At 47.8% G+C, this 13,170-nt stretch carries 13 protein-coding genes and 1 pseudogene; 11 read left to right on the top strand and 3 right to left on the bottom strand.

Annotated features, from left to right (window positions below; translation table 11 throughout):
• Nucleotides 1–284 precede the first annotated feature (284 nt).
• The 5 genes from NNL21_RS25425 to NNL21_RS25405 all read left to right on the top strand — a co-directional run bounded on the left by NNL21_RS25425 (nt 285) and on the right by NNL21_RS25405 (nt 6,036).
• Entirely contained in the window at nt 285–1,472 is a 1,188-nt protein-coding gene (locus NNL21_RS25425; protein ID WP_204821152.1) for a GTP-binding protein, read from the top strand.
• 172 nt (nt 1,473–1,644) lie between these two features.
• The gene (locus NNL21_RS25420; RefSeq protein ID WP_204821151.1) at nt 1,645–1,836 is read left to right on the top strand and encodes a hypothetical protein; all 192 of its coding nucleotides are present in this window, start codon (nt 1,645–1,647) and stop codon (nt 1,834–1,836) included.
• A 318-nt stretch (nt 1,837–2,154) separates the two neighbouring features.
• Nucleotides 2,155–3,861: a glycoside hydrolase family 71/99 protein gene (locus NNL21_RS25415; protein ID WP_204821150.1), complete on the top strand. Its 1,707-nt coding sequence runs from the start codon at nt 2,155–2,157 to the stop codon at nt 3,859–3,861.
• A gap of 488 nt (nt 3,862–4,349) precedes the next feature.
• On the top strand, nt 4,350–5,276 hold the full coding sequence (locus NNL21_RS25410) for a phosphotransferase family protein (RefSeq protein ID WP_204821149.1): 927 nt from the start codon (nt 4,350–4,352) through the stop codon (nt 5,274–5,276).
• Between the two features lie 223 nt (nt 5,277–5,499).
• Nucleotides 5,500–6,036, top strand: a complete 537-nt coding sequence (locus NNL21_RS25405) for a ribonuclease H-like YkuK family protein (RefSeq protein WP_256555469.1) — start codon at nt 5,500–5,502, stop codon at nt 6,034–6,036.
• A gap of 75 nt (nt 6,037–6,111) precedes the next feature.
• On the opposite strand, the pseudogene NNL21_RS25400 reads toward NNL21_RS25405, so the two are convergent.
• Nucleotides 6,112–7,416, bottom strand: a pseudogene (locus NNL21_RS25400) (ABC transporter substrate-binding protein).
• 358 nt (nt 7,417–7,774) lie between these two features.
• Between NNL21_RS25400 and NNL21_RS25395 the strand changes: the two are divergent.
• The 4 genes from NNL21_RS25395 (at nt 7,775) to NNL21_RS36860 (ending at nt 9,351) form a co-directional block, all read left to right on the top strand.
• The gene (locus tag NNL21_RS25395; protein ID WP_256555468.1) at nt 7,775–7,903 is read left to right on the top strand and encodes a hypothetical protein; all 129 of its coding nucleotides are present in this window, start codon (nt 7,775–7,777) and stop codon (nt 7,901–7,903) included.
• Nucleotides 7,904–7,963: 60 nt separating this feature from the next.
• Nucleotides 7,964–8,428 (top strand): ATP-dependent DNA ligase, encoded by a 465-nt coding sequence (locus NNL21_RS25390; protein WP_204821146.1) that lies wholly within the window; start codon nt 7,964–7,966, stop codon nt 8,426–8,428.
• A gap of 223 nt (nt 8,429–8,651) precedes the next feature.
• On the top strand, nt 8,652–8,993 hold the full coding sequence (locus NNL21_RS36865; protein ID WP_373567598.1) for an IS3 family transposase: 342 nt from the start codon (nt 8,652–8,654) through the stop codon (nt 8,991–8,993).
• On the top strand, nt 8,947–9,351 hold the full coding sequence (locus NNL21_RS36860; protein WP_373567597.1) for a DDE-type integrase/transposase/recombinase: 405 nt from the start codon (nt 8,947–8,949) through the stop codon (nt 9,349–9,351). Before NNL21_RS36865 ends, NNL21_RS36860 begins: the two co-directional genes overlap by 47 nt.
• 422 nt (nt 9,352–9,773) lie before the next feature.
• Here NNL21_RS36860 and NNL21_RS25380 read toward each other — a convergent pair whose 3' ends face one another.
• Together NNL21_RS25380 and NNL21_RS25375 are read right to left on the bottom strand one after the other, a co-directional pair.
• The gene (locus NNL21_RS25380) at nt 9,774–10,106 is read right to left on the bottom strand and encodes a hypothetical protein (protein WP_204821145.1); all 333 of its coding nucleotides are present in this window, start codon (nt 10,104–10,106) and stop codon (nt 9,774–9,776) included.
• Nucleotides 10,107–10,306: 200 nt separating this feature from the next.
• Nucleotides 10,307–11,317 (bottom strand): fatty acid desaturase family protein, encoded by a 1,011-nt coding sequence (locus NNL21_RS25375; RefSeq protein ID WP_204821144.1) that lies wholly within the window; start codon nt 11,315–11,317, stop codon nt 10,307–10,309.
• 427 nt (nt 11,318–11,744) lie between these two features.
• Here NNL21_RS25375 and NNL21_RS25370 point away from each other — a divergent pair, with 427 nt between their 5' ends.
• Nucleotides 11,745–12,461 (top strand): 4'-phosphopantetheinyl transferase family protein, encoded by a 717-nt coding sequence (locus NNL21_RS25370; RefSeq protein ID WP_204821143.1) that lies wholly within the window; start codon nt 11,745–11,747, stop codon nt 12,459–12,461.
• Entirely contained in the window at nt 12,454–13,155 is a 702-nt protein-coding gene (locus NNL21_RS25365; protein ID WP_204821142.1) for a thioesterase II family protein, read from the top strand. The genes NNL21_RS25370 and NNL21_RS25365 overlap by 8 nt, the downstream gene beginning before the upstream one ends.
• Nucleotides 13,156–13,170: the final 15 nt, after the last annotated feature.

Raw genomic sequence — 13,170 nt, 5'->3', positions numbered from 1 at the left:
TTATATTCCTATTGTAACGAGCAGACGTCATACTTTGGTAGTAGTGAATGTCAACAAATGCATGTGACAAATGTCATCATAATTATCATGGATGGATTGACGGAATGGAAAAGGACTGATAATATATTTAAATCGTAATAATTACTATTAAAGTGCGATCAGAGCTTCCGTCATGTTTACATGAAGATCTGGAGCTTTGGGGGGGAACGAGGTGAAATGGTTTCATATTGATAAACTCATCTGTCTGTTAATCGTAATCATTACAATATCAAGGAGTGGACGAAATGAACTATACGCCAATACCCGTAACGGTTCTTAGCGGCTATTTGGGCGCAGGTAAGACGACCGTTCTGAATCAAGTGCTGAACAACCGGAATGGGCTGCGTGTCGCGGTTATCGTGAACGATTTGAGTGAGGTTAACATTGACGCTAACCTCATCAAGGATGGAGCAGGATTATCTCGAACCGATGAGAAGCTAGTTGAAATGTCCAATGGCTGCATTTGCTGTACGTTAAGAGAGGATCTCCTTATAGAAGTGGAGAAGCTTGCGAAGGAGAACCGCTTCGACTACATTCTTATTGAATCGACAGGTGTAGGTGAGCCGATCCCTGTCGCCCAAACATTCACCTACTTGGATGAAGATAATGGAATAGATTTGTCTCAGTATTGCCGGCTGGATTGCATGGTTACCGTTGTGGATGCCTATCGGTTCTGGCATGATTATGCCTCGGGTGAAACCTTATTGGATCGCAGCCAGGCTGTCGGGGAGAATGATTCACGCGAGATCGTAGACCTGCTCATGGATCAGATCGAGTTTTGCGATGTCCTGCTGTTGAACAAATGCGATATGGTCGATGAGGATGATCTTGCTGAACTGGAAAGCGTGTTACATAAGCTGCAGCCTCGTGCTAAGCTCATCCGAACCGAACACGGCAATGTTAATCCGTCTGCCATCTTGAATACGGGATTGTTCAACTTTGAAGAAGCCAGCATGTCGGTCGGATGGTTGAAGGAGCTGGAGAAGCCTGTTCATACGCCAGAGACGGATGAATACGGCATATCCTCATGTGTCTACGAAAGAGTAAGGCCGTTCCACCCGGAGCGCTTCATGCAATGGATGGCCAACTGGCCCGCAGAGGTTATACGAGCCAAAGGTATTGTGTGGCTCGCTACGCGTCCAACTTATGGACAGAGTATTAGTCAAGCCGGTCCCTCGATTCAATTCGGACCATCCGGTTATTGGATCGCTGCATTGCCGGAAGATGAACGGGAGCTCTATCTCGCCGAATATCCGGAGTCTAGAGACAAATGGGATCCGATTTACGGCGATCGCATTACTAAAGTCGTGTTTATTGGTATTGATCTGAATCAGGAACTGATCATCTCAAGTTTGGATGCATGCCTGCTGACAGAAGAAGAGATGAAGCGGGATTGGCGTGAATTTCCCGATTCGCTTCCGAATGTACACTAGGCGAGAAATGGGCTCTTGTCTATAATCGAGCGATGAGTTTACATAATAAAAACTATGTAACTTTACTGCGGCTCATCCTGACCATTGGAAATATGTTGTAATCATATTTCAAGAAACTCAGGATACCCTGATATAGGCAGAGCACAAGCGCATATTCGAGGAGGCATTTTGCTTGAAAAAAATAGCTATTGTAATCATGTCGGCATGTATGCTCCTTACAGCAGGTTCAGCGGCATATGCATCAGCACCAGTAAGCGAGAAGAAGCACGAACATAAAATGCATACGAAGAAAATGCTTGAGAAGAAAAAAAAGAACATGCGCTCCAAGAGCACCCATAAGGTTCATAAAATGCATACCGAATGAACAAGCCGCGTGAAAAGCTGCTTCTACCGCGATTCATGCCACAAGCCTTTAAGCAAAAGAAATAACGAACTGCCCTAGACCGGTAGCGGGGGATCCCCCGCGAACACATGGAATATGGCGCGTAAAAGAGGGGGAACATAAGACGCCCTCTCTTTTACGAAAAATAAGAATTTAGTTCTTCTTCAACCTTTACTATAATAGAAATTGAAAGCGGTCCCACAGGATGAGGAAGCAACGATACCAAGGCATTATATAAGGAGTGATGAATGGACTAGAGCAACATGATGATTATTGAAGCTATAAGGAGGCGAATGATTGTTGAAGAAGACGAAGGGAATCATTATAGGAGTGATCTTTATGCTGCTGGCAGCGACATCGGTGTACGCAGACGAGGACGGAACTAATCATGAGTACGATGATCCTATCTTCACGAGTCAAATTGGCATGTGGTATACCGTTTGGTGGGATAACGAGCCTCCATTCGATTCTCACTGGACGGAATGGACTCGTTATCGCCCCGTAATAGGTGATTATAACGCAGGCGATCCGGATACAATCCGCGCACATATGCAGTGGATGAAGCAAGCTGGCGTTGATTTTGTCATTCTGGATGATACGAACGGCCATGGCAACGATAACGGCAATATTGCGGCCAACATCGACAGCATCTTCCAAGTTGTTGAGTCGATGCCGGAAGGTACAGCACCGAAGCTCGCACTTGCGATCGGGTATGGCCAGTGGGGGGCTAATGATAGCGGAGCGCATCAGGCGGAGGCTAATCTTGTATTTGATCAATATGCTCAGCGTTCTGTGTATTACCAATGGAAAGGCAAGCCCCTATTGATCGATTATACGTCACCTTCTTGGTTCTACAAGTGGAATGATGATCGCTTCACGGTTCGATTTGCTACGGGGAAGGTGTCGGATGCTGCGCCGGTTGCACCGGACACGGGTCTATGGGGATGGGTGTTCGACCGGGAGCAGCATAATAAGGAGGTAGCGGGCATTAATCCGGGATGGGATACCGCTCATTTGGGCCGCGGTACAACACCCATTTCCAGAGAAGGAGGCCAGTTGTATTCAGACTTATGGAAGAACGCCATCCGAAATAATCCAGAAGCCGTCATTATCGCATCCTTCAATGACTTTGCTGAAGAAACGGGTATAGAGGCCGTAGAGCCCCGTGATGATTCTGCGCCGGCCTACCTGGATTACTACGGAGATCCCGCTCCTGATTGGTATCAGAAGCTTACTGAAGGATATGCAGGATTAAAAGAAGGTTATAAAGAAGGCTTCTACTACAGAGAAGAACATAAGCCGCAATTATATCTTTATACCAACGGTAAGTTAAAGAAAGTGGAAAGTTTACCGCATCAGCTTCCCGTTATCGAGCTTCCCAAAGGATACATGAACGGGAAAATCAAACCCGCGAAACCGGATAAAGAGGATAAGGAGAAAAAATGGGTTGCCGTGGATTTGTATCAATCTTGGCTCAATCAGTTCAGAGGTCTGAATCAAGACTGGAGCTATCGGACGCTGTTAGCTAGCGGCGTGGAGAACGCTGGAATCAGCAACGGAGCTGTCTTCGAATACATTCAACCTTCTGAGTTGGCGCACATGTACAGTCAGAACGAAGAGGCCGCGGATACGCCGGATGATCGGCTTGGCTTCAAGGTTCATCCGGCGTGGTCGGGCGAGAACGGCTGGATCATCTCAGATGTACAGGTTGAGCTGCCCGCCGAGAAGAAGCTGTATCTAACGTACATTCCGGGCAAGGTCAATACAGCCAGTGACGGTGTTTCCGTGACCATTGCCATTAATGGCGAACAGACTGCCTACCATTGGATTGACGGTGAAGCGGGCTGGAAGGCGAAGCAGGTGGTTGATATTAGCGCTTACGCAGGGCAACAGGTTACAGTAAGCTTTAAGGTTGGATGGGGCAAGGAGCAGCTTGGCGATCAGGCGACGCCAGCCTATGATTCCTTCTTCATTGGCGAGCCGCGTATTGTTACTAAGAAGCCATAGGATATCTCATTACGGGGAAGGGACGCATGCGTCTCTTCCTCTTTTTACATGACTGGTGAGGTGTTCGTCTCGACGAAACAATTCAATAGCAGGGGTCCAATTGTGGAATAAAAAGGTTGAGTTCTCGGTGAGGTCATTTTATAATAGGTACAAATCGCAGAATTGGTGGGATCCCTATTATGATGACCGTGTTCTTGACAGTCGTTTTCGGTTAATCCGATAACTGAATCTAGCATATACCCATGTTGAGACTAAGCGGACTCCGGAAACCGGGGTTAATTTTGTCCTAACATCATGAGTATATCTAACTGTCTTGAACAAAATCATCAATCTTTGCGGATATAAGCAGGGACGAAACGCAATAGGGATACATCCTACTGCAAATCGGAGGAATCCCTATTTTTATTGAAGCCGGGAATGAGTATTTGTTCATTCCCGGCTTTGTTATGTTCAATTAGCATCATACGAAAGGAAAGGTGAGTTGAACGATGACAGCCTATGAAAAGCCACGCCTGGATATGGCAGAGGTAGAAGGAATATTGAATAACCATTTTGGGACAAAAGCGGTTGGGGTTAAGCCTCAGGAAGGGGGGAACTTGAGCAGCGTCTTCTCCTTTACCTGCAATGGAATAGAAGGCATTATCAAATTTAGTGATCTGGAGGGGGCATATGAAACCGAACGCTATGTGTCGAATTTACTCAATAACCAAGGTATTTCGTATGCCAAGTGTTTGGGGGAAGGGAAAGTCGGGCCTCTTGCATACTCGATCATGGAAAGAATTCATGGCAGCAATCTGGTTGAATATACCACTGAGGAGAAGAGAGCACAGCTACCGGAGCTGATGGACATCTTGACTCGAATGAACCATGTCACTGTGGGACCAACGAGCGGTTATGGATGGATCAAGCCGACTGGAGACGGAACCTATCCAACATGGAAGGACTACATGATAGCCGTATTCGCGGAGGATCAGACCGGGAACTTCTGGGAGGGGTGGTACGACCTCTTTCGGAGCACCTGCTTGGAGAAGGATGTGTTCGAAGAGTTATACAGCCGGTTAATGGACTTCTCGGCCTATAATGAACCGCACCGGCATTTAATTCACGGGGATTTTCACCCTTGGAATATATTGTCGGACGGGCGGCGCATAACCGGTATCATCGACGGCAACTTTGCATATGGTGATTTTCTCGTCGATCTTGCTATCCTCAAAGTGCACATGGGCGAGTTTGACATCATTCAAGCGTATCTTGACCACCAGGAGCAAGCTGGAATTACGATCCCGGATTTTAAGGAAAGATTGATCGGCGCTTATTACTTTAAAGGAATGGACGGACTCCGTTTTTACGCCAAGATGGGCTGGAAAGATGCCTATTATTACAATCGCGATTTTCTACTCAACTTAACCCGCTGATCAGGGGGAACCCGAACAGGGGATGTCATTTGCTGCGAGCGCAGCTTGTCTGGAATAAACCTGCTCCTGGATCTCGTTCAGAGAAAACATGCAACATCGCCTTGCAAATGGAATATCTATTCATATGATGTGTTATGGAACTGGGATAACACAAGGAAGGGAGACCTGTAGAGGTATAGGTGATGAAATGAAAAGGAACCAGAAGATTCCCTGGATTCACAGCATGGAATTTACGAACACCACTGAGCGCGGCATGAGCCTGGGCGCGGTTTTCTCGCGAATTGAGGCTTTCATGATGAAGGAGCCTCATGCCAATTATGAGCTGATCATCGGTACGGATAGCCAAGTACATCGGGGTTTTACAAAGCTGATTACGGGGATCATCATCCGGCGAGAAAATAAAGGAGCCTGGGCGTGCTACCGGCAGGTGATTATTCCGCGTGAAATTACTTCTGTCCGTGACAAACTTTCCACCGAGACCAGTTTAAGTGAAGAGATTGCCTGTTACTTTGATGATGATAAGCGAAGACAGCTTGAAGACATTATTTTACCGTACATTTACCAAAATGCCTCTCTTGAAGTATCGATCCATATCGATGCCGGACACGATAAATTAGTTAGCAAAACCGCATTCTACGTTCCGGAAATGGTTGATCGTGTGGAGTCTCTGGGATGGCTGCCTGTTATCAAGCCTTATTCTTACTGTGCGTCTTCATATGCGGATCGATATTCGAAGAGCAGCAAAATACCTGTCATCTAACGAAAGGGAAGCAGACTGCCTAAAATGGCAGCTGCTTCTCTTTTTCATCCGGGCTTAATATAGCGGCGGTATTCTTTACTCTATAAGTCGGTTTCCTCTCATTTGGATTTGGTCCAGCGTGTCCGCTATAGATTGCGTGCCATCTGCAGCTTTCTTGAATTCGGGGAGCATCATCTGATGAAGCTTACCAAAATAGTCTGTAGGCATTTTACTTAATTCCTGATCAAAATGGGATACGACGGGCTTAAGCTTATAGAAAGCTTCCATGTTATGCCCTTCATTGTCCTTGATGTACTTCGTTCGGACCGGAAAGAACATCTGCGATTTGGCATTTGCTCGTGCATATTCTTCGCCTGTCACATAACTCACAAACTCCCAGGCCGCCTCTGCGTTAGGGGTGGTGGCATTAATTGCGAACAGCTCATTAATGGTTACATCGCTTCTTACCTCAGGATTTAACGGATCTACCGGAATCGTCACGATATCCCAATTCTTTATGACTTTATTTTGATTCGGGTAGGTAGCTTGCGCTTGTCTGATTTTGCTTATAAGCGGGGACCCTTCAATGACCATCGCAACTTTGCCGCTGACAAAGGGGTCTTAAAGTAAATAATCGTCGTAAGACACCATCATTTGTGATTGATCCTCTGCCCAATAGAGCGCTTTCGATTGAAAGGCTTTCAAGGCGGTAGCGAAGACGGATTTCCATGCATCCGTATTCAGCGTTAATTGCTTGCTTGTTCCATTCACGAAGCTGAGTCCTTGTGAACTGCCCATCTCCATACCGAGATTAATCAGATCCTTATTCTGCATCGTTTTTAAGCCATATGTACGGTCCTCACTTCCTTCGGATGCAGGAAACCGTTCAGCAAGCTGCAGAAGAGATTCCCAGCTCATCTGATCCTCAGGGAATGGAATTCCATGCTTTGTGAATAAATCTTTATTATAAAAAACCACATGACTGTAATACCCCGGCGACATTCCGTACAGCTTACCGTCACTCAACGATTTGATATAATCCACGACTCCTGGCGCGATCCCTGACAAGTCGTATTGATCTTCAGCTGCAAGGGTATCAAAGTCATAGAGTTTACCTTCATGTGCCAGCCGCTTATATTGACTGGGGTCGACCAGTAACACATCAGGTTTCTGGTTTTCTATGAGCTCCATCATTGCCTTGTCCATATCTTTGCCTTCTTCGTATCGAATACTTTGAGTCGGAATAACCTCAACGTTAATATTCGGATATAATGCACTGAATAACGTACCGTACCTGGAATAAAAGCCGGGTTCATCGTAATACAACACCTTTATCGTGCTTTCTGGCTTTTCAACATGATCACTGCTTGCGCTGCACCCTGCACTTATTAATAACGCCATCACCAGAATCTGGAGAATGAGGAGCTTCAAATTCCAGTTGAAGCTTAACGGCCTTGCTCTCATCGTTCAACACCTCGTCTACAATATTTTCCAACATCCTAACCTTAATTGGAATGCCTTAAGATAGAAGGAAGATATTCTTATTATTTTCTTAATAGATATGGAAGCGGGTAGAGGTTGTTCCACGATTCTTTTGATGCTTGCTTAACAAATAGTAGGATACGGATTTTGCTGTTATGTGTATAATTAGGTCATATAGAAGTATTTGGGAAAAGAGAATTATGCCCTAATCAGCTGATTTCCTATGTGTTGGAAGGAGGAGTTAGGCGCATAATCATCCTGATTGGGGGAGTAAGAAATGAATACCATTGTTGTTTCAATCGCTGGTCCATCAGGTTCAGGTAAGACGACTATTCGCATTGATCCCGAAGATACGAAGAAACGTAAGCGCGAAATTGAAGCGTTAATGGATGAATTATTCGAATAGGCAATATCTACCGCCTCTAAACGGTTTGGCCACGCGCTATAATCGATTAGAGGTGTTTTTATGTTTATCGAACCGATGTTACTCGGAAAACGCGAAGAACCGTTCAATGATAGTCGGTACGTATTTCAGCCGAAATTTGACGGTCATCGACTAATACTATCGTACACGGCCGGTCAGGTCCGCTTATATACGCGCCACAACAACGAGGTCACACGCCAATATCCGGAACTACATAACGTCCCGATTGATGGGGCAATTGACGTTGTTTTAGACGGCGAAGTTGCCCGGATGGACGAAGTGGGCTGGATCGATTTTGAATTGATTATGGAGCGGTTCCGCTTAACGAAGGATCCGTGGATTCGTGTAGCAGTACGAACAAGGCCGGTTATCTTTTACGTATATGATGTGCTGCAGTATAATGGAAAAGATACGCGAGGATGGCCGCTGACGGAGCGCCTTGCGTTCTTATCGCGTATTCTAAAACCTGACCATTATTTCTCGTTGGTGCTTTCGATCGAGGGGTAGTATCCTAGTACCGCATTGCAACGGCGGGAAAGCATACATAATATACATATTATTTGTACATGTAATATCCAACTATGTAATCGGGAGTAGATACGCTGTTGAAGAAACTTGTACCGACGGAACATCTTTTCAAAAGAGCATCTGGAGCTGGTTGGCCAACTCACCGTAGAGGTCGACTGGCTCAAAAAAAATCTGGCCTTAAATGAACCGCCCGAAGTAAGCGATGGTAGAACGGGACAATGCTGCGATCACGGTTAAGCGTCAGGCAGACCTGCTAAGTGTGAACAGAACCAGCGTGCACCGGCCCGACAAAGTACATCGTGAGAGCGAAGAAAATGTACAGATCATGCATCGGATCGATGAGATCTATATGAAGCACCCTTACTTCGGATACCGACGAATGACATGGTTTCTTCAAGAGCAAGGCTTGGAGATCAATCGTAAACGTGTACGACGTCTTATGAAGCTCATGGGCCTTGAGGCGATCTATCTCAAGCCGAATTTGAGCAAGCGCCTGTATGCTCAATATACCCGCCCCTATCTGCTTCGCGTGCTTCACGATTGACCGCCCCAATCAGGTCTGGGGGATCGACATCACGTATCTTCGGATGGGCAAGGGATTCATGTACCTGTTCAACATCATCGATTGGTACAGCCGCAAAGTGATCGATTACGAGCTGTCCAGTACGCTTGAAAAGGGGTTTGTTCTGAAGTGCCTTAAACGTGCTTTCCGTCGCTGCAAGCCAGAGATCCTGAACAGCGACCAAGGCTCCCATTTCAACCAATGCGGATTATCTTGCTCTTCTAGAGAAGGCAGGGGTAAAGGTCTCGATGGATGGGAAAGGCCGAGCTACGGACAACAGCCGCACAGAGCGTTATTTCCGATCACTCAAGTACGAATGTATCTTTATCAACGAATTTGAAGACCCTCGCGCTCCCTCTCATAAATATTGCCGGTACCCCTAAGCATGCTCATAGTTCCACAACATCGCTTGTTATGCGAGATCTATTCGTCTCAACCAGCTTAAACATGGTTTCTATAAGTAGGGGGCGATCAGTTTTAGCGACGGGTTACAGACCCAGGGGAACGACCGATCTGCCCCGGCTACTGACAAATACACCACCAAAACAAAAGTGGTCAACCAGTAAAAACTGGCTGACCTCATAATATGACGGGGTACGATAGTTAAATTGATAATCAAAACAGCGGCCAGTCTAGGACTTTATTTTCTCGTCCTAGTCCGCCGCTGTTTCATTTATCGGATCAGTCTAAAACATATTTATCAAAGACTAACGATCTTTGAACTGAAGAACCGCGTAAAATCAGCAACTCCAGTCTACAACTTTATTTTCTGCGAACAACAGCAGCCAGACTGGGGAGCCGCTCAGCGACGACACGGATTATTTGCATTCGTTCTGCATCGACCTGATGGTGCGCCATGTCGCCGGATTGGAGATCGAGGAGGACGGGACTACGGTGGACATCGGCCTGACCTGTTTCAGACTGGACGATGTGCGGGCCGCACATCGTCGTCGAGTACCGCAAGCTGGGCAGCCCGGGACCAGCCGTCCCCGAAGGGTTCCGGTTGTACGTCGACGGCAGGGAAGTGGCGAGTTCAGCCGAGCTGACACATCCGTTCTCCGCAAGTCGCTCGCAGCAAGCCTGACACAACTGCAACCTGGCGGCCGGCGCGGAAAACCGGAAACGGATTTTGACAGTACGGAACGTTATAGATTCGCCGGGACTGTCCGAGCACCTGACGAAAAAAGCGGCCGAGCGTACCGAGTGCCCGCAATTGGCGCTAACGGTTGTGCGCAGTGATAGCGAATGCCGTTTCGCCTTGTTCCAAATGGTTTTGAGCGGTCCGCCGTTCAAAGCTATCGGCCTTTCAGCTTGTTCCAAAACGGAATGCGCCCTTGAATATCGTCGATAACGGAAGAGAAGCCAGGCGCCAGCGCCAGGAAAAATCCGGTGCAGTGATGGGCCTTCTGGTATTCGGAATCCTGCATCAGCACCAAGTGCGCCTTCTTGATATTGTAATGGGGCACCGCCGGAAACAGATGATGAACGAGATGATACGAGTTGCGGTGGGGGTGAAGCAGCGTCCGCTCGAACCGGTTGCCGAACGAATTCCGCGTCGCGAACAGCTCCTTGTCGTTCTCCAGTCCCGCATGCTCCGCCATTTCGGCCCAATATTTCAAGATTTGCAAGGTCGTCAGAAACGGCACGACCCAGAACATAATCAGCTCCAGCCAGAAGCCGAAAATGATGGAGCAGACGATGATCGCGACCCAGTAGACGGCACGCACGACGGTATCGAACGGCGTTTCGTCTTTGGGAACCATCGTAACCTTGACCATGCCTGTCAAATACCGCGGCACATGCGCAAGCGTCAGCGGCTTCAGGCAGTGGCGCAGAAAAAATTGCGTTCTGCTTATGTTCGGGTTGTCCAGGCCGACGATTTTATAGCGAATTTTGTCGGGATCGATGTCGCTCCACAAATATTTGTGATGCGTCATATGACCCTTGATGTAAGCGCGATAGGAAATCATAATGGGGAAAGCCGCAAACAGGCATGCGACCCATTTGTTCAAGATGCGGTTTTTAAAGAGCATATTATGGCTGGATTCATGCATCATAATGTCCAGTCCGCGCATGCGGCTGCCGATGATGACGATGCTGATCAGATACACCCAGACGGCGGGCTTGAAATAATACAGGCCGATAGCCGCCGCGATGATAAGCCAATCCAATCCGATGGCGAAGAAGTTGTACCAGTTGTTCTGCTTTTGCAGTTCGCGTATTTGGCTGCGGATCTCGGGAGAGAACCGGTATTTTTCCAGTTCCTGCGGAACTTCAGCCTCCAGGCGACTTGATGCGACGCTCATGTTTCGTGCCCTCCTCATAACTTATGTCTTTCAAAAACCTTACAAGATCAGCTGGATAACAAGATTGAAAATGTAAGTATTTTTTAAACATTGAAGGTTATGGTGGATTCAACACCACATGTTTTTTTCAAATATAAGTTGCGCTTTCAAATTTTGTTAGGTTAATATAAATTGTATTACAACCGGATTGCAATTTGATATAGGTCAATTATCATATTTCATCTAAATATAACTAATAGATGAAAATTAAGGTATTTTTTTATGCGTTTGAAATATTCCGTTTCAGATGGTAAGATAATGGTCGCGATGTAGGCGGAAATCTGACAAAATCCTTACAAATGTAACCCCGACAAAGAAGCTTATTCCGATTGTGTTGTCGGATTCTGAAAGTCTATCAGCGACGGATATCGCGAGGGATCGATAGAATATGGAAATGCCAGCCGTCTACGCCGCAAGGATCGGCAGCCAGCCGGACCGCTCGTTCATCGACCGTCTTCTGGCCTATTTACCGCCTGACAAGCAAGCCCGGATCGGCAGATTCAGAAAATTCGCCGACGCGCAGCGAACGCTGCTGGCCGAAATCGTCGTCCGGAATGCGATCGTCGGGACAACCGGCACGGATAACCGTTCGATCCGGTTCGACACCAATTGCTACGGAAAACCGCATTTGAAAAATTCTGAATATTTCAATTTCAATATCTCGCATTCCGGGGAGTGGGTCGTCTGCGTCTTCGGCCGCTGCGCCGTCGGGATCGACGTCGAGCAAATCGGGCCGATCGACATCGGCTTGGCGGAGCGCTATTTTTCGCCGCTCGAATATAGCAGCCTGATGAGCCGCGACCCGTCCGATCGAATCGCCTGTTTCTATGATTTATGGACGCTGAAAGAAAGCTATGTCAAGGCTGTCGGCAAAGGCTTGTCCATTCCGCTCGACGCGTTCACCATCTTGATCGAGAGGGATGGCATTCGGATGGAAGGCACCCCCGAACGCTATTTTTTCAGACAGTACGGCATCGACGCCGGCTACAGGCTGTCGGTCTGTTCGGCCAAGGATGAGTTTCCTGCATGCCCCGTCGTGTTGAACGCCGAAGACGAGTGCGTGTCCTTCATCCGCCATTGTCAGGAAGGAACCGGCTATGAATAAGACATTGCTCTATTGTTTCCCCTATGCGGGCGGTTCTGAAACGATTTTCTACCCGTGGCGTAAAACGCTGCTTCCGGAAATCGAACTGAGGCCGGTCTCGTACGCCGGACGCGGCAAACGGTTTCATGAACGCTGCTATGCCGGTATGGACGAGGCTGTCCGTGATTTGTACGAAACAGTTGGCGCCGCAACCGGCGGGCGGCCGTATTCGTTTTTCGGACACAGCATGGGCGGGCTGATCGCGTACGAGCTTTGCCGGAAGATCGCGGAGAAGGGCGGATCGCCGCCCGCACATCTTTTTCTGTCGGCCGTCAAAGCGCCGGACAGGATTGGCGGAGAGAGCTTCCACAGCTTGCCCGAGGATGAATTCAAAAAGAAGCTGGAGAATTTGAATGGCACGCCGAAGGAAGTGCTCGAAGACCGCGGGCTGATGGATCTCTTCCTGCCGATCATCCGGTCCGATTTCAAGCTGATGGAAGAATACCGGTTCGCCGGCGGTCACGAACGGCTGAACTGCCCCATGACGGCGTTATACGGCGAGGAGGACGAGATCGCCCATGAGGAGATGCTGCGCTGGAATTCATACACGAAGGGGGTATTTCGACTCGCCGGATATCCGGGCGACCATTTTTTCATTCACCGCCGCCGGGATGCCGTCGTCGGGTTGATCAATGAAACGTTGGTTCCGCGCTGAAGGCGGGGCCAAGCG

It is taken from the genome of Paenibacillus mendelii (genome assembly GCF_024498075.1).
GTDB lineage: Bacteria > Bacillota > Bacilli > Paenibacillales > Paenibacillaceae > Paenibacillus_Z > Paenibacillus_Z mendelii.
This window is presented reverse-complemented; position numbering and strand designations above follow the sequence as displayed.

Bases quoted from the DNA above. Each gene is read 5' to 3' on its own strand.
- NNL21_RS25370 (WP_204821143.1), top strand. From the start codon at position 11,745: ATGGAAATGCCAGCCGTCTACGCCGCAAGGATCGGCAGCCAGCCGGAC.
- NNL21_RS25395 (WP_256555468.1), top strand. From the start codon at position 7,775: ATGAATACCATTGTTGTTTCAATCGCTGGTCCATCAGGTTCAGGTAAG.
- NNL21_RS25375 (WP_204821144.1), bottom strand. From the start codon at position 11,317: ATGAGCGTCGCATCAAGTCGCCTGGAGGCTGAAGTTCCGCAGGAACTG.
- NNL21_RS25390 (WP_204821146.1), top strand. From the start codon at position 7,964: ATGTTTATCGAACCGATGTTACTCGGAAAACGCGAAGAACCGTTCAAT.
- NNL21_RS36860 (WP_373567597.1), top strand. From the start codon at position 8,947: ATGCTCAATATACCCGCCCCTATCTGCTTCGCGTGCTTCACGATTGAC.
- NNL21_RS25425 (WP_204821152.1), top strand. From the start codon at position 285: ATGAACTATACGCCAATACCCGTAACGGTTCTTAGCGGCTATTTGGGC.
- NNL21_RS25365 (WP_204821142.1), top strand. From the start codon at position 12,454: ATGAATAAGACATTGCTCTATTGTTTCCCCTATGCGGGCGGTTCTGAA.
- NNL21_RS36865 (WP_373567598.1), top strand. From the start codon at position 8,652: ATGGTAGAACGGGACAATGCTGCGATCACGGTTAAGCGTCAGGCAGAC.
- NNL21_RS25405 (WP_256555469.1), top strand. From the start codon at position 5,500: ATGGAATTTACGAACACCACTGAGCGCGGCATGAGCCTGGGCGCGGTT.
- NNL21_RS25410 (WP_204821149.1), top strand. From the start codon at position 4,350: ATGACAGCCTATGAAAAGCCACGCCTGGATATGGCAGAGGTAGAAGGA.